General features: G+C 67.3%; 25 protein-coding genes and 3 pseudogenes. 15 read left to right on the top strand and 13 right to left on the bottom strand.

Annotated features, from left to right (window positions below; genetic code table 11):
* Positions 1 to 35 precede the first annotated feature (35 nt).
* Positions 36 to 1,280, bottom strand: a complete 1,245-nt coding sequence (locus tag AW06_RS07445; protein ID WP_034947968.1) for a nitronate monooxygenase — start codon at positions 1,278 to 1,280, stop codon at positions 36 to 38.
* A 166-nt stretch (positions 1,281 to 1,446) separates the two neighbouring features.
* On the opposite strand from AW06_RS07445, the gene folE reads away from it, so the two are divergent.
* Positions 1,447 to 2,091 carry a GTP cyclohydrolase I FolE gene (folE, locus tag AW06_RS07440; protein ID WP_034948069.1) on the top strand — a complete coding sequence of 215 codons (645 nt, stop codon included), beginning with the start codon at positions 1,447 to 1,449 and terminating at the stop codon, positions 2,089 to 2,091.
* Positions 2,092 to 2,133: 42 nt separating this feature from the next.
* On the opposite strand, the gene AW06_RS07435 is transcribed toward folE, so the two are convergent.
* From AW06_RS07435 to AW06_RS20105, 3 genes are read right to left on the bottom strand one after another with little or no spacing between them, the layout of a single operon-like run.
* Positions 2,134 to 2,655: a GtrA family protein gene (locus AW06_RS07435; protein WP_046534876.1), complete on the bottom strand. Its 522-nt coding sequence runs from the start codon at positions 2,653 to 2,655 to the stop codon at positions 2,134 to 2,136.
* Complete coding sequence (locus AW06_RS07430; protein WP_273704483.1) at positions 2,652 to 3,902, bottom strand: glycosyltransferase family 9 protein; 1,251 nt, start codon at positions 3,900 to 3,902, stop codon at positions 2,652 to 2,654. Before AW06_RS07430 ends, AW06_RS07435 begins: the two co-directional genes overlap by 4 nt.
* Positions 3,899 to 5,812 (bottom strand): glycosyltransferase family 39 protein, encoded by a 1,914-nt coding sequence (locus AW06_RS20105; protein ID WP_273704482.1) that lies wholly within the window; start codon positions 5,810 to 5,812, stop codon positions 3,899 to 3,901. Before AW06_RS20105 ends, AW06_RS07430 begins: the two co-directional genes overlap by 4 nt.
* Before the next feature lie 322 nt (positions 5,813 to 6,134).
* Between AW06_RS20105 and AW06_RS07420 the strand changes: the two genes are divergently transcribed.
* The gene (locus AW06_RS07420; protein ID WP_273704481.1) at positions 6,135 to 6,413 is read left to right on the top strand and encodes a DUF1778 domain-containing protein; all 279 of its coding nucleotides are present in this window, start codon (positions 6,135 to 6,137) and stop codon (positions 6,411 to 6,413) included.
* Positions 6,410 to 6,610: pseudogene (locus tag AW06_RS20100) on the top strand (GNAT family N-acetyltransferase); the annotation flags it as partial. The gene AW06_RS07420 and the pseudogene AW06_RS20100, both read left to right, overlap by 4 nt.
* 309 nt (positions 6,611 to 6,919) lie before the next feature.
* Here AW06_RS20100 and fumC read toward each other — a convergent pair.
* Positions 6,920 to 8,326, bottom strand: coding sequence for a class II fumarate hydratase (fumC, locus tag AW06_RS07410; protein ID WP_034947963.1), 1,407 nt, complete (start codon positions 8,324 to 8,326; stop codon positions 6,920 to 6,922).
* A gap of 103 nt (positions 8,327 to 8,429) precedes the next feature.
* On the bottom strand, positions 8,430 to 9,107 hold the full coding sequence (locus AW06_RS07405; RefSeq protein WP_034947960.1) for an MBL fold metallo-hydrolase: 678 nt from the start codon (positions 9,105 to 9,107) through the stop codon (positions 8,430 to 8,432).
* 259 nt (positions 9,108 to 9,366) lie between these two features.
* Here AW06_RS07405 and AW06_RS07400 point away from each other — a divergent pair, with 259 nt between their 5' ends.
* Together AW06_RS07400 and AW06_RS07395 are read left to right on the top strand one after the other, a co-directional pair.
* Positions 9,367 to 9,957 carry a hypothetical protein gene (locus AW06_RS07400; protein ID WP_034947957.1) on the top strand — a complete coding sequence of 197 codons (591 nt, stop codon included), beginning with the start codon at positions 9,367 to 9,369 and terminating at the stop codon, positions 9,955 to 9,957.
* A complete protein-coding gene (locus AW06_RS07395; RefSeq protein ID WP_287639765.1) occupies positions 9,872 to 10,693 on the top strand; it encodes an SUMF1/EgtB/PvdO family nonheme iron enzyme in 822 nt (273 codons plus the stop codon). The genes AW06_RS07400 and AW06_RS07395 overlap by 86 nt, the downstream gene beginning before the upstream one ends.
* 129 nt (positions 10,694 to 10,822) lie before the next feature.
* Here AW06_RS07395 and AW06_RS07390 read toward each other — a convergent pair.
* Positions 10,823 to 11,116, bottom strand: a pseudogene (locus AW06_RS07390) (AEC family transporter); the annotation flags it as partial.
* A 550-nt stretch (positions 11,117 to 11,666) separates the two neighbouring features.
* Between AW06_RS07390 and AW06_RS07385 the strand changes: the two are divergent.
* Entirely contained in the window at positions 11,667 to 11,879 is a 213-nt protein-coding gene (locus AW06_RS07385; protein ID WP_138679005.1) for a DUF493 domain-containing protein, read from the top strand.
* Here AW06_RS07385 and AW06_RS21470 read toward each other — a convergent pair.
* Complete coding sequence (locus tag AW06_RS21470) at positions 11,834 to 12,178, bottom strand: hypothetical protein (protein WP_337958770.1); 345 nt, start codon at positions 12,176 to 12,178, stop codon at positions 11,834 to 11,836. The genes AW06_RS07385 and AW06_RS21470 overlap by 46 nt on opposite strands.
* Between AW06_RS21470 and AW06_RS20095 the strand changes: the two are divergent.
* Positions 12,171 to 12,348, top strand: a pseudogene (locus AW06_RS20095) (lipoyl synthase); the annotation flags it as partial. The gene AW06_RS21470 and the pseudogene AW06_RS20095 sit on opposite strands and share 8 nt — an antisense overlap.
* A 39-nt stretch (positions 12,349 to 12,387) precedes the next feature.
* On the opposite strand, the gene AW06_RS07375 reads toward AW06_RS20095, so the two are convergent.
* Positions 12,388 to 13,140 (bottom strand): helix-turn-helix transcriptional regulator, encoded by a 753-nt coding sequence (locus AW06_RS07375; RefSeq protein WP_034947952.1) that lies wholly within the window; start codon positions 13,138 to 13,140, stop codon positions 12,388 to 12,390.
* A 138-nt stretch (positions 13,141 to 13,278) separates the two neighbouring features.
* On the opposite strand from AW06_RS07375, the gene AW06_RS07370 reads away from it, so the two are divergent.
* The 5 genes from AW06_RS07370 to AW06_RS07350 are packed head-to-tail and all read left to right on the top strand — an operon-like array spanning position 13,279 to position 17,310.
* Positions 13,279 to 13,773 carry a YiaA/YiaB family inner membrane protein gene (locus tag AW06_RS07370; RefSeq protein ID WP_034947949.1) on the top strand — a complete coding sequence of 165 codons (495 nt, stop codon included), beginning with the start codon at positions 13,279 to 13,281 and terminating at the stop codon, positions 13,771 to 13,773.
* A gap of 26 nt (positions 13,774 to 13,799) precedes the next feature.
* A complete protein-coding gene (locus tag AW06_RS07365; RefSeq protein WP_034947945.1) occupies positions 13,800 to 14,246 on the top strand; it encodes a hypothetical protein in 447 nt (148 codons plus the stop codon).
* The gene (locus AW06_RS07360; RefSeq protein ID WP_138679003.1) at positions 14,246 to 15,121 is read left to right on the top strand and encodes a DUF2145 domain-containing protein; all 876 of its coding nucleotides are present in this window, start codon (positions 14,246 to 14,248) and stop codon (positions 15,119 to 15,121) included. The genes AW06_RS07365 and AW06_RS07360 overlap by 1 nt, the downstream gene beginning before the upstream one ends.
* 31 nt (positions 15,122 to 15,152) lie before the next feature.
* Entirely contained in the window at positions 15,153 to 17,027 is a 1,875-nt protein-coding gene (locus AW06_RS07355) for an MFS transporter (protein ID WP_034947943.1), read from the top strand.
* Positions 17,028 to 17,037: 10 nt separating this feature from the next.
* Positions 17,038 to 17,310, top strand: coding sequence for a hypothetical protein (locus AW06_RS07350; RefSeq protein WP_034947941.1), 273 nt, complete (start codon positions 17,038 to 17,040; stop codon positions 17,308 to 17,310).
* A gap of 176 nt (positions 17,311 to 17,486) precedes the next feature.
* On the opposite strand, the gene AW06_RS07345 is transcribed toward AW06_RS07350, so the two are convergent.
* Both AW06_RS07345 and AW06_RS07340 read right to left on the bottom strand, forming a co-directional pair.
* Positions 17,487 to 18,425: an AEC family transporter gene (locus AW06_RS07345; protein WP_034947939.1), complete on the bottom strand. Its 939-nt coding sequence runs from the start codon at positions 18,423 to 18,425 to the stop codon at positions 17,487 to 17,489.
* A gap of 17 nt (positions 18,426 to 18,442) precedes the next feature.
* Positions 18,443 to 19,270 (bottom strand): crotonase/enoyl-CoA hydratase family protein, encoded by an 828-nt coding sequence (locus tag AW06_RS07340; RefSeq protein ID WP_273704480.1) that lies wholly within the window; start codon positions 19,268 to 19,270, stop codon positions 18,443 to 18,445.
* A 241-nt stretch (positions 19,271 to 19,511) separates the two neighbouring features.
* Between AW06_RS07340 and AW06_RS07335 the strand changes: the two genes are divergently transcribed.
* Both AW06_RS07335 and AW06_RS07330 read left to right on the top strand, forming a co-directional pair.
* The gene (locus AW06_RS07335) at positions 19,512 to 19,709 is read left to right on the top strand and encodes a type II toxin-antitoxin system VapB family antitoxin (RefSeq protein ID WP_034947937.1); all 198 of its coding nucleotides are present in this window, start codon (positions 19,512 to 19,514) and stop codon (positions 19,707 to 19,709) included.
* Positions 19,706 to 20,077 (top strand): type II toxin-antitoxin system VapC family toxin, encoded by a 372-nt coding sequence (locus AW06_RS07330; protein WP_034947934.1) that lies wholly within the window; start codon positions 19,706 to 19,708, stop codon positions 20,075 to 20,077. Before AW06_RS07335 ends, AW06_RS07330 begins: the two co-directional genes overlap by 4 nt.
* 253 nt (positions 20,078 to 20,330) lie before the next feature.
* Here the strand turns inward: AW06_RS07330 and AW06_RS20090 are convergent, their stop codons facing one another.
* Complete coding sequence (locus AW06_RS20090; RefSeq protein WP_138679101.1) at positions 20,331 to 21,842, bottom strand: SUMF1/EgtB/PvdO family nonheme iron enzyme; 1,512 nt, start codon at positions 21,840 to 21,842, stop codon at positions 20,331 to 20,333.
* Between the two features lie 481 nt (positions 21,843 to 22,323).
* Here AW06_RS20090 and AW06_RS07320 point away from each other — a divergent pair, with 481 nt between their 5' ends.
* Entirely contained in the window at positions 22,324 to 23,001 is a 678-nt protein-coding gene (locus tag AW06_RS07320) for a pseudouridine synthase (RefSeq protein WP_273704479.1), read from the top strand.
* Between the two features lie 40 nt (positions 23,002 to 23,041).
* Here AW06_RS07320 and AW06_RS07315 read toward each other — a convergent pair whose 3' ends face one another.
* The gene (locus tag AW06_RS07315) at positions 23,042 to 25,012 is read right to left on the bottom strand and encodes a TRAFs-binding domain-containing protein (RefSeq protein ID WP_034947932.1); all 1,971 of its coding nucleotides are present in this window, start codon (positions 25,010 to 25,012) and stop codon (positions 23,042 to 23,044) included.
* Positions 25,013 to 25,130: the final 118 nt, after the last annotated feature.

The raw sequence follows: 25,130 nt of genomic DNA, 5'->3' as shown, positions 1-25,130 counted from the left end.
GGTCACTGGGGTGGCAACGCCCGGCGGCACGCGCACTATGCCGGCACCGCGATCTTGCCGTCGGTACTGAACTGATAATCGCGGAAGATATGCTCCGCGCTCAGCAACTGATAGCTGCCATCCGGCAAGCGCCTGGAGGTGTCCTTGAGGCGGTACGCATAATGGCCACAGGTCCAGCAATCGAAGTTGCGCATTTGCGTACACAGACAGGTCTTGTCGCGGACCACAATCTTCTTGACGCCGGGATTCGCTTCCACCTCCCGGTTGTACGCACTGATGTAGGAACAATTGCCGGTACTGTCGAGAAGATAGCCGTAGGCCTCACAATTGGGCCGAATCCCGTCGCCAATCGCCGGACTGTTGCTCAACATGCGCATCGGGTAGCCGGTCGGGGATATCTGGTTGACCTCGATCTGATCTTCGCTGGCTTCGAAATAACGCTGCTTGACGTCCTCCGGCAAGCCGCACTCCTTCGACACGGTAAAGCGCGTCGCCACCTGGACTGCGGCTGCACCGCCTTCGAGAAACGACACGGCATCGCTACCGGTAAAGATCCCGCCCGCCGGAATCAGGGGAATATCGAGCTGCTCGTCCTGCAGATAGCGATGAATCTCGGCGAAGATCGTTGCCAGATCGTAATTTGCCCAGTCCATGCCGAAACCCAGGTGTCCTCCGGCCAGCGGTCCTTCGACCACCACGTAGTCGGGCAATCGCCGGCAGCGGGCGGTCTTGCGCAGGAACAACTGCAACGCGCGCAGAGAGGAAACGATGATCCCGAGCTTGGCATCGCGGAAACGCGGATGATCCTCGATCAGCGCGAAGGAACCGAGGTGCAGGCCGGCCGCCAGCGTGATACCGTCGACGCCGGCGTCGAGCGCTGCGGCCATGCGCACGCGCAGTGTCTCGCGCGGGGCGTTCATGGTCAGCTTCTCCATGCAGTTGACGAAAATCAGGCCCTCGCCTCGCTTGGCTTCCATGGTTCTGCCGACGTGCATCTGGGTGGCCTCGGCGAGCTGCCCGAGATCGAAACGAACCATCGACTTGTCGGTATTGGCGACGTTGAATTTGTACTGCCGGAGCTTGTCCTTGACGAACTTGGCGTTGAACCGCCGATCGGCAACGGTATTGACCATGGCATCGGAAATATGTCCGACGCCGCCGAGTCGGGCGGCCTCGAGCGCCAGTTCGGCGGTCGAAATATCGACGCCCATGCCGCCGATCACGATCGGTACCAGTTCCTTCTTGCCGAACTGCAGACGGAAATCATCAACGCTCTTCATGCCGGTCCTTCCCAACCGAAGCAGCGACGCCAGCGCCAGCACCGGCAATCGCGAAAATATCCCAAGCCCGGCATTATCGCTCATCAACCGCCTGGATGGCCTGCTGCGTCAAACGAAATCACGCGTGTATCATCCCCCTGCCCGCCATGCCAAAAGGAAGCAAGCCATGTCCGACTGCAGCCACCCCGACCCAGCGCCCGCATCCACAAACGAGATCGGCATTCCACGCCAGCATGCCTTCGACCCGGCCGCTTTCGAGCGCGCGGTCGGCGATCTGCTGGCCGCCTGCGGGATTGCGCCGGATACCGCGCACATCGGGCGAACCCCGCAGCGCGTCTGCGAACTCTGGCAGCGCCGCCTGCTTGGGGGTTACGACCTCGACCCGGCGACCGCGCTCGGCGATGGCTTTGCCGATCAGCGCAGCGATCTGGTAGTGGTGCGCGGCATCGCCGTGCATGGCGTCTGCCCGCACCACCTGGTGCCTTTTCGCGGCGTCGCGCACGTCGCCTATCTGCCCGGCGGTCGCCTGCACGGCTTCGGTCGCATCGCCCGCCTGGTCGACGCGATTGGTCATCGCTTCACCTATCAGGAATGGATGACCCGCGATATTGCCGACGCGCTGATGCAGCACGGCCAGGCGCGCGGAGCGGCCTGCGTGGTCGAGGCCGAGCAGTTGTGCCTGCTGCTCGGCGAAGACCGGCGTGGTGACGAACGGGTGATCACCCAGTCGTTCAGCGGCGAGTTCGAACACTCGCCGCAGTTGCGCAACGAGTTCCTGCGCGCCATCGCCGGCGGCCGCCGCAACGACTGAAGCGTGCGGAGCAACTGGGCTTGGTCGATGAAAAGAGCTTCTTCATCGTCGTGGCGGCCCGAGCGAATCGCCATGCTGCGGGTGCTGGCGACGCCAGCGGCGGATCAGCAGGCGCAGGCGGCCGAAGGTCCAGTGATCATTGAGGACGAAGTTGGCGATGCTGGCGATGATGATCGCCAGCACGTTCGCCAGCAGATAATGCAGGTGACTGGTGAAGGCGTGTGTCAGCGCGAACTGCAGTGCGATGCCCAGCCAGCAGGCGATCGTGTATTGGCCGAACTGCAGGAGGATCGGGGTGTGCACATGCGGCCGCCGATCGAGCCAGGTCCAGGCGCGGTTGAGCAGGAAGTTGTTGATCGTGGCGAAGAAGATCGCGACCGCGAGCGACAGGTTGAGGCGCAGCGATGGCGGCGTGATGGCCACCAACAGGGTTTCCTGTGCGAGGTAGAGGACGGCCACATTGACCAGCGTTCCGGACGCGCCGACGATCCCGAACTTGATGAATCGGTGACGCAACAGACGGCCCAGCAGCGGCAGTTGCCGGAGCCTCTCGCAGCACGTCATGCCGCATCCCTGTCGGCCGGCGGATGGGCACGGGTGACGACGATGCGTGCTTCGGCGAGCACCTGCGCCGGCGCAATCCGCTGCAGGCACTGGTTGTCTCCGTCGCAGGGCGAGTTGCGATGGTTGTACGCAGTCAGGCAGGGCGAGCAGGGAAGTGCGAGGTGCAGGCAGCGCGCGTGTTCGCCGAGCGGGCCGTAGAGCAGCGGTGTCTCGGGGCCGAACAAGGCCACCGTCGGCACCCCGGTCAGCGAAGAAAACTGCGCCGGCCCGCCGTCGTTGGTGACCAGCAACGCGGCGATCCCGAGCAGCGCGACGAGTTCGCGCACCGATTTCGTGTACCCCGTGAGGTCGATGCAGTCGGGATGCGCGACCGCTTCGGCGAGCGCCCGACCGAGCGCCTTGTCGGCGGGCAGGCCGATGATCGCCACGGCGTAGCCCTCGGCGAGCAGACCGCTGGCCACCTGCCGCCAGTTCGCCACCGGCCAGGCGCGGATCGGCAGGATGCCGCCGCTCGGATAGAGCAGCGCCAGCCGGCGTTCCGCGATGCGCGGAAAGTCTTCGCCGAAGCGCGTTCCGAAGGCTTCGACCTCGCCCGTCCGGAATGCTGGCAACAGCGCCGGCAAGGGCAGCGGGCCCTCGTCGAGGCTCTCCTTGTCGAGCGGATGGGTCTGCGACTCGATCGCCCGCGCCAGCGTCAGGAACTGCAGCGACAGGTGGCGATACGGGTTGTAGAGCACCGGCCGGTTGATGAACGAACCGCGGTACAGCCCTTCCTGCGTGTGACGGTGAAAACCGACCCGCAGCGGCGCTCCGGACAGCCACGACAGCAGACTGCTGATGCGTGCGAAGAGTTCGCAGTCGAGCACCGCATCCGGTTGCAACTGGCGCAAGCTGCGGATCGCGGCGAGGAGTGTGCGCAGCAGCCCACCCAGCGAGCGGTCGTCGATGGCGATGACGTTCTCCGGCGGGACGCTGGCCATCAGATCGAGAACCTCGCGATTCTTGCCGAACAGCAGGACATGCAGCGAAGCTGCCGGGTAACGTGTGCGCAGCAGCGCGAACATCGGTTGTGCGAGGACCAGGCTACCCATTTCGGAGAGCAGGATCACGACGACGCGCCGCGGTGGCGATACGGGTCGTTGCGGCACGGCACGCCACGCGCGCAGCCGTTCGAGCAGCGACGCGAACGCGCACAGCGGCACGCCGAGATAGCGATCGATGGCACGCTGAAGCTTGATGTTCATCATGGCAGCGGCGCCGGGCGATAGCCATAGACCACCCGCGCATGGTAAGTGGCGACCGCGACGCCGCCTTTCCTGGCAGTAAGCGCCTGCACCGGGCCGAGGCGCGTGGCCGTGGCGAGCAGACGCGGATCTTCGAGGTTGCCGCGCCAGCCCGAGACCGCGATCAGATCGCGCCCGGCAAATGCCGAACGCGGAAACCAGAATTCGTACATCACGGCGTTTTCATTGAAGAAGAGGTGCCGGCTGGCGGTGTCGCGGGCACCGTCTCCACGCGGATCGTAAAAGGCCATTTCGTCGGCGGTATTGTGCCTGTCGAGACCGACGACGGCGGGACGGCGGCCGGTTTCAAGGAGTACCGCTTCCTCGATCCCCTGCACCTGTCGGCGCAGGTCGCGCCAACCCATTTCCAGATAGTCGTGGTGAGCGCGCAGGCCGGCCAGCCCCCAGACCGGGTAGTAGAACAGGCCGTAGGCGTAGACCAGCATCAGCGCCTGCAGCAGTGGTACCCAGCCGCGGGCGAGCAGGCGATCGAGCCTGCCTTCGCCGAGTCCCGGCCGGGTCATCGTCGCCGCGAGCACCGGCAGGATCGCCAGCCAGATCGGCCCGGTCCAGTGAAACTTGGTCTCCGCGCGCAGGCTCGATACCGCGAAGACGAGCAGCGGCAGCAGAGTGAAGACCAGCATGAACAGGCGTCGCCGTCCGGTCAGCAAGTTCCGCTGGTCGTTGGCCGGCGTCGCCTGGAAAGTGGCACTCATGTCGCCGCGCGGTCGCCACAGCCGCCACAGGGCCAGCACGCCAAGCGGCGTCAGCAGCAGGAGCGCAGCAGCCAGGAACTCTGGCAGGCTGAACTGTGGTGCCCGCGCCGCCAGTCGTCGTGAACCTTGAAAGGCGAACGACGCCCAGTCGTGCTGGAGGTTCCAGACGATGACCGGCGAGAACACCAGCAGCGCGATGAGCACGCCCCCCCAGGCCCAGACCGACAGCAGGCTGCGGCGCGAACGTGCATCGACGAGCATGAACACGAAAGCGGCTGCCGGCACCAGCACCATCGAGTACTTGGCGAGCATGCCGATGCCGATCGCCAGCCCGGCGCCGAGCCAGGCCACCCTGCTTTCGCCGAGCAGTGCGCGCTGCAGGAAAAACAGCGCGGCCGCCCAGGCGGCGGCGAGGGGAGCATCGGGCGTGACCATCACCCCGATGCCGAAGCAGAACGGCAGCGTCGCGGCCAGCAGGGCGGTACGCAGGGCGTTGCCGCGCCCCGCCATGTCCTGCGCGTAGGCAATCGCGAAAGCGAGCATCACCGCCCAGGAGAACACTGCCGGCAGGCGCACGAAAAACTCGCCATCGCCAAGGGCAAGGGTGGCGGCGATCAGCCAGGCGACCAGCGGCGGATGGTCGAGATAGCCGATGTCGAGATGCTGCGCATAGTTCCAGTAGTACGCCTCCTGCGGAGCCAGCTCGATCTGCCCGAGGTAGACCAGGCGCAGCACCAGCAGATAGATGACCGCCAGCGGCACCGCAATCGCGAAATCCTGGCGGCGCGTCCCCGCAGCAATCACCCTGCCGCCGAGCAGCAGGGTCAGCGCACCCGCCAGCGCCGCTGGCACGATCGCGACGAGAGGCGACCCCTGCGCCGCCAACAGCGAGAGCACGCCGGCGCGCAGCGGATAGGCGAGTGCGACGACAAAGCACAGCGTCGTCCAGCGATGCTCGCAGGCGAAGTTCTGCAACACGCCGAGCGCGGCTAACAGCGCGGCGGCAAAGGCCAGCGCCTGCGCAGGCTCGAGCGACAGGCCGGCACGATCCAGGATCACGAAAATCAGGACATCGGCGAGCGCGGCGGCAATGGCGGCCAGGCACCAGCTCCGCACGGGCGCGCGGTCGATGTTAGCGGGTGCAGCGAACAAGCTCATGCCGGTCGTCGCGGCATGTGCTTCTGCGGAAGAGCCCGGCGAGAGGCGGTTTCGATGGTTTCCAGTTGACGCTCTCTCTCGGCGGAGCAATGAGTCAGCAGCCGTAGCGCAGCACAATGGCCGCAGGATCACGGACCAGGATCAGCGTTGCCAATCCCTGCAACGCAAGGGCGCGAATGTACCCAAAACTCCGGCATAAGACAACCTCCCGATGCGTTGCGGGTTCATTTCCTTGGTGGCCTGGACAAGGCTGCGTATTGACGACAGCTACACACGACCTACGATGGAGGTGTTCTTTGTGTAGATGCCCAAGGAGGATCGCATGCGTGCTGCCGCCATCAACCTGCGTGCACTTCCCGAGCAGCGCGACTTGATTGATCACGCGGCCCGCCTATTGGGCAAGAACCGGTTCGACTTCATGCTCGAAGCCGCCTGCGACAGAGCTCAATCGGTGGTGCTCGACCAGCTTTTCTTCAATCTGGACGCCGACAAGTTCCGACAGTTCACCGCTATGCTCGACGCACCACCCGCCCACAATCCGGGACTTGAGCGCCTGATGGCCGTCAGGGCGCCTTGGGAAGCAGCAGCCAACCAGGCATGAACCTTCAACTCGGCGCGCCGGAGCCACTGATGGCGGCGCACCGCACGGATGAATTCGAGTGCGGCGAAGGTGTGCTCGATGAGTGGCTCAAACGACGGGTCATGGCCAACCAGTTGACCGGCGCCAGCCGCACGTTCTTGGTCACCGATCAAGGCCTTCGCATCCACGGCTATTACGCGATGGCTGCCGGCGTCTTGTGGTGGTCGGTGACGCGCAAAGTTTCATCAAGAATCTGTTTATCCAGAAGGTGCTGGCGCAGCCGCACTGGCTGGACAAGATGACGCGGCGCGACAACGCCGCCCTTACGCCGCGGAGCTGGGTGCACGTCAACCCGTATGGGCGTTTCGAGCCCGACATGAACACCCGGCTCGATCTGCCCTGTTCGAAATGGCAGCCGGTGACACGACTGTTTCAGCGAGTCGTCATCGGCGACATCGCGGAAACGGGTGATCGGCTTAAAACGGCATTCAGGTATGCAGCCCCGGCAAGCACAGCTGATCGGCGAGTCAGGGCGCCTCGCCGTCGTTGACCGACAGCATCGCTGCCGGTCTGAGCCAACGGTCGAAGTCCTCCGCCGTCACCTGGCCGAGCGCCAGCGCCGCTTCGCGCAGCGTGCTGCCCTGCTGATGCGCGTGCCGCGCGATTTCCGCCGCGCGGTCGTAGCCGATATGCGGTACGAGCGCCGTGACCAGCATCAGCGAGCGTTCAAGCAGTTCGGCAATACGCTCGCGACGCGCTTCGATGCCGCGCACGCAATGCGCCTCGAAACTCGTCGTGCCGTCCGCCAGCAGCCGGACACTTTGCAGAAAATTGTGGGCAATCAGCGGCTGGCAGACGTTGAGTTCGAAGTTGCCGGCGGCACCGCCCAGGCCGATGGCGACATCGTTGGCCATCACCTGGTAGCACAACATCGTCAGCGCCTCGCATTGCGTCGGGTTGACCTTGCCGGGCATGATCGAGCTGCCGGGTTCGTTTTCCGGCAGGCTGATCTCGCCGATTCCCGAGCGCGGCCCCGACGCCAGCCAGCGCAGGTCGTTGGCGATTTTCAGCAGCGCGACGGCAAGCGTCTTCAGCGTGCCGTGCGCGGCGACCAGGCCGTCGCGTGCCGCCAGCGCGGCGAACTTGTTGGTCGCGCTGTAAAACGGCAGCCCGCTGCGGCGAGCGAGTTCGGCCGCCACGCGGGCGCCGAATTCCGGGTGCGTGTTCAGCCCGGTGCCGACCGCCGTACCGCCGATGGCGAGCGGATAGAGCGACGACAGCGCGCCGTCGAGCAGCGAGTCGACGTGCTCGAGCTGCGCGACGTAGCCCGAGAACTCCTGGCCGAGCGACAAGGGCGTCGCGTCCTGCAGGTGCGTGCGGCCGATCTTGACGATCTCGGCGAAGGCGGCCGATTTCGCCGCCAGCGTCGCCCTGAGCCGGACCAGTGCCGGCCGAAGCACGAGAGCGATGCCGGTCGCGGCTGCCAGATGCGTGGCGCTGGGAAAGACGTCGTTCGAAGACTGCCCGAGATTCACCTCGTCGTTGGCATGGACGGCGCGCGCCTCGCCGCGCTCGCCGCCGAGCAGCTCCGAAGCCCGGTTGGCCAGCACTTCGTTCACGTTCATGTTGCTCTGCGTCCCCGATCCGGTCTGCCAGACCGAAAGCGGGAACTCCTGCGCGTGGCGGCCGGCGAGCACTTCCTCGGCGGCGGCAACGATGGCGCCCGCCTTGTCGGCCGGGAGCTGCCCGAGCTCGCCGTTGACCCGGGCGGCCGCCGCCTTGACCGCGACGAGCGCCAGAACCAGGTCCTCGGGCAGGCGTTCCCTGGAGATCGAGAAGTGTTCGAGCGAGCGTTGCGTCTGCGCTCCCCAGAGCCGTTCGGCCGGCACCTCGATGCCGCCGAAGGAATCCCGCTCGCGGCGCGTGGCGCTCATCGTCCGCCGCCGGCCGGGAAAGCCCGTCTTCCGTCAGTGTTCATGCCCGTTCTCCTGTCCATGTTTCGGTAAAACCGCCGACGCCTTCCCGACCGCGGAGCAGTCAGTCTTCGACAAAGCGCTCGATGAAAGCGGCGACCGCCGCTCGTCCGACGAAGACCCCGTAGTGCCCCTCGCAGAGGATGTCGGCCTGCAGCGCCAGGAGCTTGCGCAGCGACGCCTGATAGTCGCTTCGTTTGGACAACAGGTCCGGGTGCAGAGGTCCATGCACGTCCTGGGCGAAAACGACTCGCCGACCGTCCGATTCGACCAGATAGGCAACCGAGCCGGGCGAGTGCCCCGGCAGGTGGAGTGCCTGAAGCGATCGCTGGCCAAGAAAAAAGCGCTCGCCGTCGGCGAGCCGGACATCGACCGGGCAGGCTGCGAGATGTTCGCCGTACCACGCGGCGGCGCTCACCCGATCGTCGCCGCTTTCCAGATACGGCGCCTCGAGCGCATGCAGCGCCACCGGCCAGCCGAAGCGCCGCCGCAGGCCGGCGGCACCGCCGCTGTGGTCGTAGTGGCAATGGGTGAGCAGCAGGTGCCTGATCTGCTCCGGCACGACGCCGGCCGCTTCGATGTTCTGCAGCAGCCGATCGGTCGCCCGGCCACAACCGGCGTCGACCAGCGCCGCAAGCTCGCCGAAGTGGACGAGGTAGACCGCCGCATCGTTGCCGTGCGTCAGGCCCGGCCCGCCGACCTGGCTGATTTCCGGGGTAATCGCCAAAATCCGAGGTCCCATTCCCGACTCCTCCTGTTACTGATGCGTTGCCCTTGCCCACCGAGCGGAGCGGCGGCGCTCGCGCCCGAACGCATGCCCTTGGCGCAGGCGAATGACGGGCCGGCATGGGAAGCGACGCGGTGCAAGCACCTGGCGGCGTTCCACCTACCCGCCACGAGCGGGCGATGGTGACGCATTTTTCCACAATGGTCCATCCTGCGCGGGCGCCGGCGTGGCATCATCGGAGTCACCATCAACTACCCACTACCGGATGACACGGATGACGCCGCCGTCCAGCCCGTCGCGTGCCTTCATCTCGAGCACCTCGCTCGACCTGGCGGAGTATCGCCAGGACAAGCTGAAGGCGTTCAAGCAGCGCATCGAGAGCGAGCGCGTCAGGAGCACCTTCACTACCGCACAACACCTGGGCGGCTGGGTGTTGCAGGCGCTCCGCAAGTACGCCGGTGAAGCCTTTGCCGGCAGCGGGGTTCCCCTCGCCGGCGACCAGGACTCGCCGGCCCGCCGCGCGGTCGGCACTGAAGCTGACGAACTGGCGAAGGGTTCGGCCGGCGGCGGCAAGGTTGGCCTGCTCCACCTCGTACAGGTCATCCTGGCCAGGTATCTGGACCGCCGGTGCCTGCTGCTGCTCGTGGACCAGTGGGAGGAACTCTATACCTACAAAGAAACTTCCGCCAAAACCGCGCGGCGAATTGCCGACGTGCTCGAAGGCAACCAGGATACGTGCCGGCGCGCGCCGCTTCCTGGGCCCGACCGCGGAAGACGAAATGCGTGCACTGCTCGACGACCCGGCGACGACGCCGGCACGACGCGCGGCCATCGACGACCGGTTGGCGATGCTGCCGGAGGGTGACCGCCGGCCCGGCGTCGGCTTGCGGGCCGACGGCGTGCCGGACATCGTATGGCACGCGATTCCCGGCGGCGAGGTAAGGCTAGAAATCGAGGCCAAGGGACTGTGGAAGCGGCTGTGCGGTCGCCCGAGTTTCCGGGTCGAGCCCTTCCACATCGCCCGCTACCCGGTCACCGTCGCCCAGTGGCGGCCCTTCGTCGCCGCGCCTGACGGCTACGACGCCCTGGTGCGCCAGCCGCTCGGCTGGGACCCGGCGCCGCAGCGCGGGCACGACAACCAGCCGGCGACCCTGCTCACCTGGATCGAGGCGATGGCCTATTGTCGGTGGCTCAGCGGACTTCTCGGCTATCCGGTACGCTTGCCGACCGAATGGGAGTGGCAGCAGGCGGCCAGCGGCGGGGAGCCGGCGAACGACTACCCGTGGGGCGACTGGCAGGAAGGGCGTGCCAACACCTACGAAAGCAGACTCGGTCGCCTGACGGCGGTCGGTCTCCATCCGGCCGGTCAATCCGCGCAGGGCGTGCTGGACCTGGCCGGCAACGTCTGGGAGTGGTGCCTCAACGAGTCCGAGGCTCCGAAGAAGGTGGCGGAAGGCGGTGACGCCCGGCGCGTGGTGCGCGGCGGTTCGTGGATCTACGTTCGTGACTTCGCGCGTTGTGCCTACCGCCACCACGTCCACCCTGGTGCCCGCTTCGACGATGTCGGCTTTCGGATGTGGTGTGACTCCCCCATCTTTTGAAGCGCTGCTTACCGCAACGCTGATCCCTGTTGCCTCTGATTTGCCGTTCCTCCGACGCCGCGCAGCGGGGTGGACAGCGAGCGCGGGGCGCAAGCTCTGCCGGGGCGTCCTGCCGGCCGCCCCGGCAACTCAAGCTACCGTCAGCGCCAACGCCAACGGCGTCGTCAGTGCCGCCAGCGCGGTGGACAGCACCAGGCTGCTCGCCACTGGCGCTTCCAGGGTGTTGAACTGGCGCGACATCAGATAGACGTTGACGCCGACCGCCGGCGACGCCAACAGCACGACGACCCGCGTTTCCATCGGCGGCAGGCCGAGCAGCCGCGCCAGCAGCCAGACGACCAGCGGCTGGATGATCAGCTTCGTCAGCGTCATGGCGACGCTGATCCGCCCACCGTCGCGCACCCCGTACTCGGCGAGTACCATGACGTCGAGGCGATCGGCGAAGCACGCCAGTTCGATGCGCAGGCAGGCATCGACGTGTTCGATTTCATCGCCGAGGGTGCGATTGAGCGAGGAAAAACTTCCGTTTGGGTTCGTAGAGCGTTCTCGTCCCGAAGAAGCGGTTCTCTTCGCCACGCAGCGGGATGACCAGGCAGGCGCCGAGCTTGTGGTCTTTACAAGGAACAGGCGCTGTCCCAGCTCCAGGTGTTCAAGGGCACGGCCAACACCGTGGCCACCGGCTTCCGTGAGGATTTCATCGCCTCCCCGCCCAAGGGACTGTGGCGGACAAGGCCCGCGTCACTCTGGGAAACGTGCGCCCGCTGATCGCACCGGTAGCCGCCGACAGCCGCGTCGCCTCCCTGAAGCGGACGGTCGACGGCCAGCCCAGGGGCGACTACCCGCTGGTGGCGCTCGCCGACGTGCCGCCGGCGGGTGGGCTCGGCCGCGCTTGGGACAGCCTCCGGATCCATTTCCCGTCAAGCCCAACCGCGCCACGCTGCTCGAATTTCCCTGCGGCTTCTCGCTCAAGATCATGGGCGCCGCGGTCGACGGCTTCGCCCAAACCATCGCCGCCGTGGTGCGCAGGCACGCGCCGGATTTCGATCCGGCGACCACGGGAATGCGCCCCTCGCGCGCCAGCACCTACCTCTCGCTCACCTGTACCATCCGCGCCACCTCGCAGGCGCAGCTCGATGTCACCTACCGCGAACCGAGTTCGCATTCGTGGGTCAAGGTCGTGCCGTGACCGCCTTCGTCGTCAAACACCTCGGTCGCGTCGAGTACGCGCCGACCTTCGCCGCGATGCAGGAATTCACCGCCCGCCGCGACGCGACCACGGCGGACGAAATCTGGCTGTGCGAGCATCCGCCGGTAGTCACCCTGGGTCTGTCGGGCAATATCGAGCACCGGCTGGCCGACGCCGGCATTCCCATGGTGCGCATCGACCGCTGCGGCCAGATCGCCTACCACGGCCCCGGCCAGGTCGTCGCCTATCTCCTGCTCGACCTCAAGCGCCGCCCCTACAAGGTTCGAGGTGCTGACCATCGGCCAGTACCTGGTACCCTCCGGCCACCATCTGGCGGTGCAGCGCTCGGTCCATCCGGACACCCTCGCCCGCTGCGCCGCCCAAAGCCGGCGAGATGGGCTTCGCCAACGGCGCCAGCGCGCCCATGGTGCGCTCCAGCTACCACGCCGACCAGCAGGCGCACGAAGCCGGCGTCGGTCGAAAACTCGGCGCTGGCGGGACGGCGCGTTTAGATTTCCAGGCGGCCCGCGCGCCGCATCTGCGCCAGCGCCTGCATCAGCCAGGAGCGCATGCCGATGACGATGGTGTAGGGCCGGCGCTGCTCGGCCGGCAGCTTCTGGTCGGCCAGGTGCTGGTTGGCGAAATCCTGGCCGACGCGCATCAGCCGCTCGCGGAACGAATTCGCCAGGCCGCGGCCGATCTCGCCGTGCACCACCATCAGCATCTCCGACTCGCCGTCGAAACCGCCGGCGAAGTAGTCGTCCAGCACCTCCTTGCGGAAGAACTCCATCACCGGCCCGTGCGGCCGCCAGCGGAAGCCCTTGGCCACCTTGAGCCGGTAGCGATTGCCGGGGCGCAGGTCGATGATGCCGATGCGGTCGAGCTGGGTCAGCGCCTTGACCAGCCTGGCCTCGGAGAGATCGTAGGTGGCGAGGATCTCCTTGGCCGGCACCTGGCTGACGACGCAGATCGCCACCACCAGCAGCGTGCGGTCGGCCACCACCGCCTTTTCCTGCGCCAGCGTCAGTTCCAGCATCAGCGGCGCGGTATCGGCGACGCGCCGGGCGAGATCGGCGAAATCGAGGTTGATGACACGGCAGATGTCGTCGATGCGCGACACCGGCATGTCGCCGCCCTTGGCGAACATGCGCTTGACGCTGGACTCGGCCATGCCCAGACGCTCGGCGACCACGGCGTAGGTGACGCCGGCGGCCTTCAGTTCGGCCTTGAGGTGGGCGATCAGGTCGGCGGTAGTACTCATGGCGGCATCTCCTGAAAAGTATCTCGACACGATACTACGGGTGGCAGCATCAGCGACATCGTCGCTGATGCTTGTACCGTCGTCCGGCCGCAGCCACCATTCGCTTCGTCATTCGACACCACCGAAAAGGAGCGCATCATGGAAACCATCCCCCGCATCGTGCAACGCGACACCGGCGCCTGGCGCCTTCAAGTCTGGGTCTCCTTCGGCCTCGCCTTGTTGATCTGCGGCACCGGCCTCGCCTGGCTGCCCGGCGACGACCTCGACCGCGCCTTCATGGTCATGGGCTACTTCTTCTGCCTCTCGTCGGCCTTCGCGCTGGCCAAGTACGTGCGCGACAACGCCGCCGCACCGGCGGACACGCCGCTGTGGTCGCTGGTGGTCTGGGCCGGCTTCGGCCTCGCCATGGCGCTCACCGCCTGGGGCCTGTGGCGCATGGCGATCAACCCGACCTGGAAAGCCTATCTGCTGGTGAGCTGGCTCTACCTGATCTCCTCGGCCTTCACCTTGGCCAAGACCCTGCGCGACGCCTACGAGGCCGACCGGCTGGAGCGTGCGGCAAGCGCCGCAGAACCGGTCGCCGCGCCAGTCGCCGTCGTCCGTTCCGAACCACAAACCGCCGTCAAACCCTGATCTCCCAACCATCCAAGGAGAACGCCATGAAACCGATCCTGTCCCGCCGCCGCACCCTGAGCCTGTTCGCCGCCCTCGCCCTCGCCCCGGCCGTCGCGCTGACGCCGGCCGTTGCCCGCGCTCACGGCGGCATGGAGGCCAGCGCCGCGTCCAGCCTCTCGCTCGCCTTTCCGGTCGCCGTGCTGAGCGTGGCGCCGGTCGCCATCCTCGGCGCCGGCGCGGTGCTCACCGTGACCGCCGTCGAAGCCTCCGCCGGCGGCACCGTCTGGCTGTTGCGCCGCGCCGCCGACGGCGCCACTGCCAGCCTGCACTTCTCAGGCAAGGTGGCGACCTCCGCCGCCGTCGGCGCCGGCACCGTGCTTTCCGTCACCGTGGTCGCCGCCGGCTGGCTGCTGTCCGCCGCCGGCGAAGTGATCTGCCTGATTCCCAATACGCTGGGCGAGTCCCTGGTGTACAACGAGAGGCTGCGCTGATGAACACGTCCGCCCTCCTGCGCCGCGTGCTGGCCTTCGCCGTGGCGATCCTCCTCGCCGGCGCCGCGTTCGCCGGGCAAACCTGCGAACCCCGGCGGCCGAGCGTCGATTCCATGCGCCGCGATCTCGAGCTGGCGGCCAGCGTCGCCCGCCAGCTCGACGACCTGGCCGCGCGCGACGGCGTGCGCGTGGCGCTGATCGCCCGCGCCGGCCAGGATCTCGGCAAATGGGGCGAGCGCTATTCGCACCTCGGCATCGTCTACCGCGACGCCGCCGCGCTCGGCGGGCGCGGCGCCTGGCGCGTGGCGCACAAACTCAACGAGTGCGGCAGCAGCCGCAGTGCGCTGTATCGCCAGGGGCTGGCGGAGTTCTTCGGCGACGGCCTGTTCCTCCACGAGGCCGGCGTGGTGGTCTTGAAGCCGGACTTCGCCGCGCGCGTGGCCGAGGGCCTCAAGGACGACGCGCTGCTCGCCACGCTGCACGAGCCCAACTACAACATGCTGGCCTACCCGTGGTCGGGCGGCTACCAGCAAAGCAACCAGTGGGCGATCGAAACCCTCGCCCTGCTCTCCAACCCAGGCGTGACGAGCCGCGGCACCGCGCGCGACTGGCTGCGGCACCAGGGCTACCGGCCGGCCACGCTGCGGATCGACGCGCTGACGCGCCTGGGCGCGCGCATCGGCACCGCCCACATCGCCTTCGACGACCATCCCTTCGAGCGCCGCATGGCCGGGCAGATCGACACCGTCACGGTTGAATCGGTGTTCGCCTGGATGGCGCGCGCCGGCCTCGGCGAGGCTCCGCTGCGCCTGCGCACCCAGGCCACGCCCCCCGCGCCGCCAGCTCCGCGCCGCGCCGTCATGCAAGCGACGTAGAATCGGCCACGCACGAATGAGGAAAACACCCATGAGCCATCAACCTGGCCTGTTGCGAACCTCCTGTTTCGCTCCGCTGTTCGTCACTCAGTTCCTCGGTGCGTTGAACGACAACGTGCTGAAGAACGCCATGGTGGTGCTGCTCACCTTCCAGGCGGCGAGCTGGACCACGATCGCGCCCGAGCTGCTGGCCAACCTGGCGGCGGGCGTCTTCATCTTGCCCTTCTTCCTTTTCTCGGCTACCGCCGGCCAGCTCGCCGACAAGTACGACAAGGCGGCGCTGGCGCGGCTGGTCAAACTGCTGGAGATCGCCATCGTGCTGGTCTGCGGCGCCGGCTTCTGGCTGCACAGCCTGGCCGTGCTGTTCGCCGGCCTGTTCCTGCTCGGCCTGCATTCGACGCTGTTCGGCCCGGTCAAGTACGCTATCCTGCCGCAGCACCTGAAAAGCGAGGAACTGGTCGGCGGCAATGCCCTGATCGAAGCCGGCACCTTCGTCGCCATCCTGCTCGGCACCCTGCTCGGCGGCCTGCTCGCCTGCGCCGGCGACGGCACCGCCTGGATCACCGCCGTCGGACTGGCGATCGCCAGCGCCGGCTATCTGGCCGCGCGCGCGATTCCCGTCGCCGTCCCGCCTGCACCGAGTTTGGCGATCAACCCCAATCCGCTGACCGAGACCTGGCGCAACATCGGTTTCGCCCGCGAGAAGCCGGCCGTGTTCCTCTCCATCATGGGCATCTCCTGGTTTTGGCTTTTCGGCGCGCTGTTCCTCGCCCAGTTCCCCGCCTACACCAAGAACGTGCTCGGCGGCAGCGAAACGGCGGTGACGCTGCTGCTCGCCACCTTCACCTTCGGCATCGGCATCGGCTCCCTGCTGTGCGAAAAGCTTTCGGCCAGGCGCGTCGAGCTCGGCCTGGTGCCGCTGGGTTCGATCGGCCTCACCGTGTTCGCCTTCGATCTGGCGCTGGCCTCGCCGGCCACGCCCGCCGCCGGCCTCGGCGCACTGGGCCTGATGCCGCTGGCCTCGACCTGGCGCGTGCTGGCCGACCTGCTGCTGATCGGCACCTTCGGCGGCTTCTTCATCGTGCCGCTCTACGCGCTGGTGCAGCAGCGCTCCAAACCCGAGCACGGCGCGCGCATCATCGCGGCCAACAACATCATGAACGCGCTGTTCATGGTGGTCGGCGCGCTCGCAGCCGCCGGCATGCTGGCGGCCGGCCTCTCGATTCCCATGCTGTTCGCCGTCGCCGCCGTGTGCAACGCCGCCGTGGCGCTGTTCATCTACGGCCTGGTGCCCGAGTTCCTGCTCCGCTTCATCGTCTGGATGCTGATCCATTTGGTGTACCGCCTGCGCGTGCGCGAGTTCGACGCGATTCCCGAGAACGGCCCGGCGCTGATCGTCTGCAACCACGTCAGCTTCGTCGACGCGCTGGTCATCATGGCCGCCTGCAAGCGCCCGATCCGCTTCGTCATGGATCACCGCATCTTCCGCTGGCCGTTGCTCAAGTTCGCCTTCCGCACCAGCCGCGCCATCCCCATCGCGCCGGCCAAGGAAGATCCGGCGATGATGGAGCAAGCCTTCGCCGAAGTCGGCCGCGCGCTCGACGCCGGCGATCTGGTCGGCATCTTCCCCGAGGGCAAGATCACCGCCGACGGCGAGATCAGTCCCTTCCGTTCGGGCATGAGCCGGATCCTCGCGCGCAATCCGGTGCCGGTGGTGCCGCTGGCGCTGCGCGGGCTGTGGGGCAGCTTCTTCTCGCGCAAGAACGGCCCGGCGATGACCCGCCCCTTCCCTCGCGGCGTGTTCTCGAAGATCGAACTCGTGATGGGCGCCGCGATCCCGGCCGCCGAGGCGACGCCGGAACGCACGCAGGCGGTAGTCGCCGGGATGCGCGGCGACTGCGTCTAGGAGCGAAGCAATGTCGCTCCTCGGCGGCTTGATCGGGCTGCTCTTCGGTGGCGCGGTCGACGGCGTGTTCGGCACCCTCGTCGGTGCCTGGCACGGCAACGAACGTCAGGCCGCCGCCGCGAGCAAGGCGGCCCTGGAACCGCGCCTGATGGAAATCGAAGCGCAACAGGCTCTCCCGCGCCTGGAACTGGACGCCTTGCCCAAGACGGCCTCGCCTTGCAGGGTGGCGGCTTCGCGCTGCCCTACCTGGTCGCCTACTTCATGCTGGCGCGCTAAGCGATGATCGGCCAGGCGCTGGCATTCGCCCCGTTCGCCCTGCTCGGCGTCGTCTGCTTCACGCTGGCGGTGCTCGGGCTGTCCGACGCCTTCCTCGCGCTGCTGCTGGCCGACGGCGACGCCGGTCACAGCGAACGCAGGGCGCAAGCCCCGCCGGACCGTTCCGCCGGCTGCCCCGGCAACTCAAGCCCCCGTCAGCGCCAACGTCAACGGCGTCGTCAGTGCCGCCAGCGCGGTGGACAGCACCAGGCTGCTCGCCACCGGTGCTTCCAGGGTGTTGAACTGGCGCGACATCAGATAGACGTTGACGCCGACCGCCAGCGACGCCAACAGCACGACGACCCGCGTTTCCATCGGCGGCAGGCCGAGCAGGCGCGCCAGCAGCCAGACGACCAGCGGCTGGATGATCAGCTTCATCAGCGTCATGGCGACGCTGATCCGCCAACCGTCGCGCACCCCGTATTCGGCGAGTCCCATGCCCAGAGCGACCAGCGCCATCGGCGCCGCCGCCTGGCCGACCATGGCCAGCGGCTGGGCGACGAGAGCGGACAGCGGCACGCCGCTCAGTCCAACGAGCGTGCCCGTGAGAATCGCGGCGACGATCGGATTGGTCAGCACGCCGCGCGCCGTCTGGGCGAAACCGTGCAGCGAGAAGCTGCCATGCTGCGCCCACTCGATCGACACCGTCAGCAGCGTCCACAGGATCAGCGCGTTGAAGACCAGTACCAGCGCCACCGAAGGAACCGCCGCGTCGCCGAGGGCGATCTTCGCCAGCGGCAGACCGAGCAGCACGTTGTTCGAGAACACCCCGCCCAGGGCAAAGACCGATTGCCCGACGCCATCCAGCGAAAAGAGTTTCCAGGCGAGCAGACGGCCAAGCACGAAGACGATCAGGCAGCCGCCGAAGAAGGCGATCAGCAGCCGCGCATCGACCGGCGGCAACCGCGAAAGGTCGCTCATCAGGTGAAACAGCATCGCCGGCAGGGCAACGGAAAACACGAAGCGCGACAGGTGGTCGGACATCGCCTGCGGCCAGGCGAAGCCGCGCATCAGCACATAGCCGACGAGCACCAGGACGAAGAGTGGTGCCGCCAGTTCAACGTGATGGACGAACGTCTGCATGCCGCCGGCAGCGCCGGTCAGTCGAGGAAGCGTGGCGGACGCTGCTCGCGCATCGCGGCCAGCGTTTCGTCGAGGTCGGCGGACATCAGCATCGCTGCGTTCCAGGTGGCGACGTAGTTCAGCCCATCGGTCACCGAATGGTCGCGGCCGTAGTTGAGCATCTCCTTGGTGCCGCGGATGGCCAGCGGCGATTTCGCGGCGATGCGGGACGCGATCGTGCGCACTCCGTCGAGTAGCGCCTCGGGAGTCGCGTAGACCTGATTGACGAGCCCGATCGCCTTCGCCTCGGTGCCGTCGACGCTGCGGCCGGTGTAGGCCAGCTCGCGCGCGACGCCATCCGGGATGAGCCGCGGCAGACGCTGCAGCGTGCCGACATCGGCGGTCATGCCGACGTCGATCTCGCGCACCGAAAACTGCACCTCGGCGGTTGCGTAACGCATGTCGCAGCAGGTCACCAGGTCGATCGCGCCGCCGATGCAGGCGCCCTGAATCGCCGCCAGGACCGGCTTGCGGCAACGCTCGACGGTCGACAGGCAATCCTGGAGATCGAGGATCAGCCGGCGCAGCGCCTCGCGGCTGCGCGCCGGGTCGCGATGTGCGACCGCCTGACCGACCCCGGCCAGCATCGCCAGATCGATCCCGGCACAAAAATTTCGCCCGGCGCCGCTCAGGATCGCGGCGCGCACCTCGGCTGTCGCGTCCGCCCAGTCGAAGGCCGTGCGCAGTTCCTGCCACATCGCCTCGTTCATCGCGTTCGAACGTTCGGGACGATTCAACCGGATCTCGGCGATCCCGTCCGCGAACTCGATGGCAATCGTCGTCAAGGGGGGAATGGCGATACTCACGTGCTTCTCCTGTAGAGATTCGTCAGCGACGCCGACGGAATGCGCAGTGTAATGGAATTGCCGGGTGCTGCGCCGGTCGGCCCGTGGCGCGAGCGGCGGGTCGCTGCTCCCGAGTTCCGCCGCCGAGCCAGTCCAGGGTGCTCCATTCCGCACACCCTCGCCTATGCCCCCGCCCGACACAGCATGAACATCGACATCAAACGATGCTAAACTGCGCACAAACCACCCAGGGAGCAATCGCATGCGCACCACTCTCGCCCTCGATGACGCGTTGATCGCCAAGGCCCAGGTGCTGACCGGCATTTCCGAAAAGTCCGCCCTGGTCAAGGAAGCACTGAAAGCCCTGGTCGAGCGTGAAAGCGCTCGTCGCCTGGCGCTGCTCGGCGGTAGCGAACCCGCACTGTCCGATGTGCCGAGGCGACAAACGGAGCCGGCGTGATCCTGGTCGACACTTCGGTCTGGATCGATCACCTGCGCAGCGGCGACGCCGGGTTGAGGGAACATCTGCAGGCCGGGCGCGTCCTCAGCCACCCGTTCGTCATCGGCGAGCTGGCGCTCGGTAACTTGCGGGGGCGGCAAGTCATCCTGGTAGCCCTGCAGGATCTGCCGCAGGCCAACACGGCCACCGACCCCGAGGTAATGCGCTTCATCGCAAGCCACCAACTGTACGGACTCGGCATTGGCTACGTCGACGCCCACCTGCTCGCCGCTGTGCGTCTGACGCCGGGCGCCTCCCTGTGGACACGTGACAAGAGGCTGCGGGAGGTGGCGAGTCGCCTGGGAGTTGCCGGCAATCCGCCGTACTGACCGGTTCGTGCGCCGAAGCATGGCGGAAAATGCGCACCGCGCGGCATCATCAGGGGTGGCAGATCCTTCCCGCCGGCTACCTGCGCTGGATCAGCGTTGCCGCCTGGCGATTTTCCTGCGCCGCCCTCGCCGCCTGCCATGCCGCTTCGCGCGGTCACGAAAGAATACCGACCAGCGAGGACAGTGTCTGGCTTGCCCGCATCGTCTCGCCACACGTTGGCGGCAAGAGGTCAAGAGTCCAAGAGGCAGGAGATCAGAACTTCCTGGCGAGGCGGAAACCCAGGATGATATCCCGGTCTCCGGGCACGACCCAGCTGCGGAAGGCCGCCCGCGCGTCCTCAGGTTGGAGGTTCCACGAGCCGCCGCGCACCACCCGCCGGCCACAGTCGCCCTTCAGCCACGGCGACCCTTCGGCTGGCGCGCCCGAATAGCTTTCGTTCCAGCAATCCTGTGTCCATTCCCAGGCGTTGCCGATCATGTCGTACAGCCCGAAACGGTTGGGCGCAAAGCTGCCGACCGGCGCCGTCTGCTTGCCGCTCCACTGGCTGCCCGAACCCTGGAAGTTGGCGCGGCCCTGACCGGCTTCGTTCCCCCACGGGTAGGAGCTCGTCGTCCCGGCGCGCGCCGCGTATTCCCACTCGGCCTCGGACAGCATACGGTAGCCCTTGCCGGTCTTCTTGGCCAGCCACGCGACGTAGGTCCGCGCGTCTTCCCAACTGACGTTGACCACCGGCCGTCGGCTGCGACCCCAGCCCGCGTCGTCGGGCCTGTGCCGGCAGCCGCCGGCAGCCACACAGGCATCCCACTCGGCGAAGCTGACCTCGTATTTCCCGACCGCGAAAGGCTGTGCCATCGCCACCTCGTGCTGCGGCCCTTCGTCATTGCTTCGCCCCGATTCGCCCTTGGGCGAACCCATCAGGAATCGGCCCGCGGGAATGACCACCATCTCCGGACAGTCGCTGCAGTCGCGGAAGACTTCGCCGGCTTTCCTTGCCGGACGGGCTGTCTCCGTGGTCTCCGCCTCAGGATGTAGATCAGGCTCCGTCCGCGGCGCCGCCACCGCTGGCCTGGCGGTGGGCGGATCGGTTGGCTTGACCACGGGCGGATCGGCCAGCTTGGTCACGCGCGGACCGGCGGGATCCCGGGAAGAGGACCACCAGTAGCCCAGCGCGGCCAATACGGCAACGGCGACTCCCGACCACCGCCACCCCTTCCCAGCGCCGATCTTCCTGAGCCAGTCCACGAGCCCGGTCACGCGTTGCGGCCGATCGAGCCCCGGCACCCGCCGCAAGTGCTCGGCCAGTTCCGCAACATCCTTCGGCCAGTGGCGGACGGTCAGCGGAAACGCCTGCCTGCGGGTCAAGGGCTGCAGTTCGACCGGCAGATCGGCGACGCCGGGCATGTCGGCGCCGCCCACCAGCACGGGAAAGACGCGCACACCCGGACGCCGCAGGCTCTCGCCGACCTCGTGCCTGACCCAGTCTTCCGGAAGGTCGATGCGCCGGCGGCCGCTACGGTCGACGACCTTGAGCCAGTCTGGTCCGATGACCACGACGACCGCGGCGCAGGTATCGAGCCCGCGCTGCACAGCTTCGACAAAATCGGCGCCCGGATCGATGCTGGAAAAGTCCTGGAAAACCTGCTCGTCAGCGAAGTGCCGGCGCAGGTCTTCGGCCAGCCGGCTCGCCGCCGCCTCGCTATCCTGGCGACGGTAGCTGATGAAGATGCGTGCAGCGTTCCTTGACGCGTTGCGGGTACTCGTCACCCTGCGGTCCCCCCTCCGGTTGGCGACATGGTGTGCGCCGGATTATGCCATAGCAGCGATCCGTCCCCCGGTTCCTGTCGGCGTGGGGTGTGATTGAAAGTGTTGGTCAAAGTCCCTTGTTCAATGGAGATGCGTTGACATCGGTGATCACCCCTCCCCCGCGAGGGGGGAGGGACATATCGGGACCTCCCAACACTTTCATTCGCACCCTCGGCGTGTGAAGGGTTATGGGTTGCTTGCATGCGCAGCACCCGATCGGTGACAATGCCGGACAGTCCATGACGCACTCTGCGGCGCCAGCCAGGCGCTGCGGATCGGCCGAGGAATGCCGACACCGACATCCTGAGGCGCTCCGGCCGAGAATCCCGGCCAGGACCATCCCGTCGCCGGCAATGCACGCGCTGTGCCGGGCTGGGTCCGCCGCCGTCTTCCGGCGGAGGCGCGACGATTCGCTTACTCAGTCTGACCCCTGCCCGCCGCCATGAGCCTCGCCCGTACCCCCACCCTTGCCGCCCTCACCTGCCCCGCGCCACGCGACGACGGACTCGCCATCGTCTACTTCGACGCATCATTGCTGGTGGTCAACAAGCCCGCGGGTCTGCTCTCGGTTCCCGGCCGTGGCGAGGACAAACAGGACTGCCTCGCCGGACGCGTGCAGGCCGAGTACCCGGAAGCGCTGATCGTCCATCGTCTGGACATGGCCACCTCCGGCCTGCTGGTCCTGGCACGCGGCAAGACGATGCAGCGAAGGCTGGGCACCCAGTTCGCCAATCGTCAGGTCGACAAGCGGTATGTGGCGGTGGTCAAGGGATTGCCGCCGCTGGCCGGCGAAATCGACCTGCCGCTCGCTGCCGACTGGCCCAACCGCCCCCGCCAGAAAGTCGACCCGCTGGCCGGCAAGCCCTCCCGGACGCGTTACCAGGTGCTGAGCCATGATCCGCTCACCAACACCACGCGCCTCGCGCTGTGGCCGGATACGGGTCGCACCCACCAGCTGCGCGTGCACCTGCTGGCGATCGGTCACCCGATCATTGGCGACGAACTCTACGCCCAGGCTGGCGGCGCCGGCCAACGCCTGCTGCTGCACGCCGAGTCCCTGGCCTTCGCGCACCCCGAGACGGCCCGGCCGCTGGCGTTCTGCTGCCCGCCGCCGTTCTAGCGAATGCCGCGTCGAGCGGGTGCCGGTACGCGCGGTTCGCTCACCACAGGGTGCGCGTATCGAGCCAGGTCACCCGGCCGGTGCGGCGCTTCACTTCGTTGTACATGTGCGCGGTGCCGCCCGGCCCGTCGCCGCCGCCGCCATTCCACAGGCAGAGAAAACGCACCTTGCCGGCTCCCCAGGCCAACGCGGTGTACAGCAACCAGAGATTGCAGCGTTCGAAGGCGTTCGCCGGCTCGCCGCTTCGGCTTTTCGGCAAGGGACCCAGTTCGTCGGGCATGAGGCGGCGCGTCACCTCGGCGGCGGCGGTCACGGCGAAGTAGCGTTGGCGCCATTGCTCGCCATTGCTGGCGGCCAGGATCGAACGTTCGATGAACTCCGGTTCCGCGAAGGGAAGCAGCAGTTGCAGGCGAACGCCGCGCGCCTGGCAGGCTTCGAGGAAGAGCAGGTCGCCACCGCTGGCAGCCTGCGCCAGCGCCAGGTCGCCGGGCCCGGCACCGAGCTGGTCGAGCGCCTGCCCGATCCGCTCGGCCGCCAGCGCCTCCCGTTCCGCCGGAAAGCGCGGCGGAACGCGCTTCGGGCCGTCGATCATGTGGCCGCTGAACAGCAGCACCTGCCGCGGCTCGAACGGCGGTGTGATGCGGGCGATCTCGCGGTCGACGATGGCCAGCGCGACGGCGGTCTCGTCCGGACGAAAGCCGAGGTCGCGCAGCAGGGTCAGGGTCTGCCGGCTCGAGTCGAGGGCAAACCAGTCGCGGTTGGCGGCCGCGACCATGTTGCCGTACTCCTTGCGGACACTGTCGAGCGGGTTGACCAGCAGGCACAGTTCCGCGTAGCTGGCGCGCGCCCAGTAATCCTTGCGGTCTCGCTCCTGGGCGGTCAGGCTGGCCCACAGCACGCCGCCGATCAGATTGTCGATCACGCTCTGGTTGGCCTCGCCGCCGCAGTGCCGGCGCAACACTTGCAGCGTCAGCGCGTTGATTCCCGAGTAGTGATGCGTCGGGTCGGTGACGAAAGCCCGGTAATAGGGATCGATCGCCTCGCCCAGGGTGGCGTTCTCGTCCCGCGCCAGCGCGTGCATCTCTGCCGGCGTCAGCCCCGGCCGGCGCCAGCGGGCCAGCCAGCATTCCTTCTCGACGCGACCGGCGAGCCCCCAGGATTCGGCGTCCCGCGGATGGTCGTTGGTGAGCTGGCTGACGCATTCCCGTGCATCCTCGAAACGTCCGAGGCGGCCCAGACAGACAGACTTCTTCTCGCGACTGGCCTTGTCGTCGGCATCGATCTCGAGCGCGAGTTCGAACTGCTCGAGCGCCAGTTCGTACTGCTTGAGCTTGAGCAGGGCGTTGCCGGCGCTGCGCCTGGCTTCGATGTGCAGCGCGCGCATCGGCGTCTCGTCGGCGAGGACCAGGATGTCGCCTGGCCGGTTTTTCTGGCGCGCGACTTCCATGCGGCTCGACCAGTTGTCGTACGCATCGGAAAACTCGTTGCGCTCGGCGAGCAGTAGCCGGCGCCATTCCGGCTGTTCCAGGTTGGGAATCAACTGGAACACCGGGCTCACCTTCCGCCGGGTCGAGGTCGCCATGCTCGCGCGCACCATCGCGGTCAGCGCGTCACGCTCGGCCGGCAGCTTCGCCGGGTCGGGAGCACCGTCGAGCAGCGAGTAGTTGAGCTTGCTGTCGGTGTAAATGTCGAACGGCTGGTTCGGCCGCGGCCCCTGCACCAGGACCACGCCGCGTGCGCGCAAGGCGTGCCGCACCCCCAGTTCATACCAGACGTTGGCGTTGTCGAGCGTCAGATCGGCAACTACCAGATCGGCGACCAGCAGCTCCTGGAACATGTCGGTCCGGATATCGCCGGCGCGGCTGTCCTCGTCAGCCCGGAAGACCTCGAGGCCCGCCGCCTCCAGCGCCGGCCGGATGTATTCGGCATAGACGCGATTGAAGTCGATCGGCCGGCCGTCGTGACCGGGTTTGCTGCCGAACGGCATGGCGATGAAAGCGTGGGGTTTCATGTCGGGTTCCAGTCAAAAGGCTGGGCGCAGGCGCGTGCCACATCGTCGGGCGCCAGTTGCCCCGCATCGTCAAGCGGCAAGAGGCGGCGGTCGTGATGTCGATGCAAAGTGCGCGTTT

It is taken from the genome of Candidatus Accumulibacter cognatus (genome assembly GCF_000584975.1).
GTDB classification, from domain to species: Bacteria; Pseudomonadota; Gammaproteobacteria; order Burkholderiales; family Rhodocyclaceae; genus Accumulibacter; species Accumulibacter cognatus.
The sequence above is the reverse complement of the archived record's forward strand: the minus strand, read 5'-3'. Positions and strand labels throughout refer to the sequence as shown.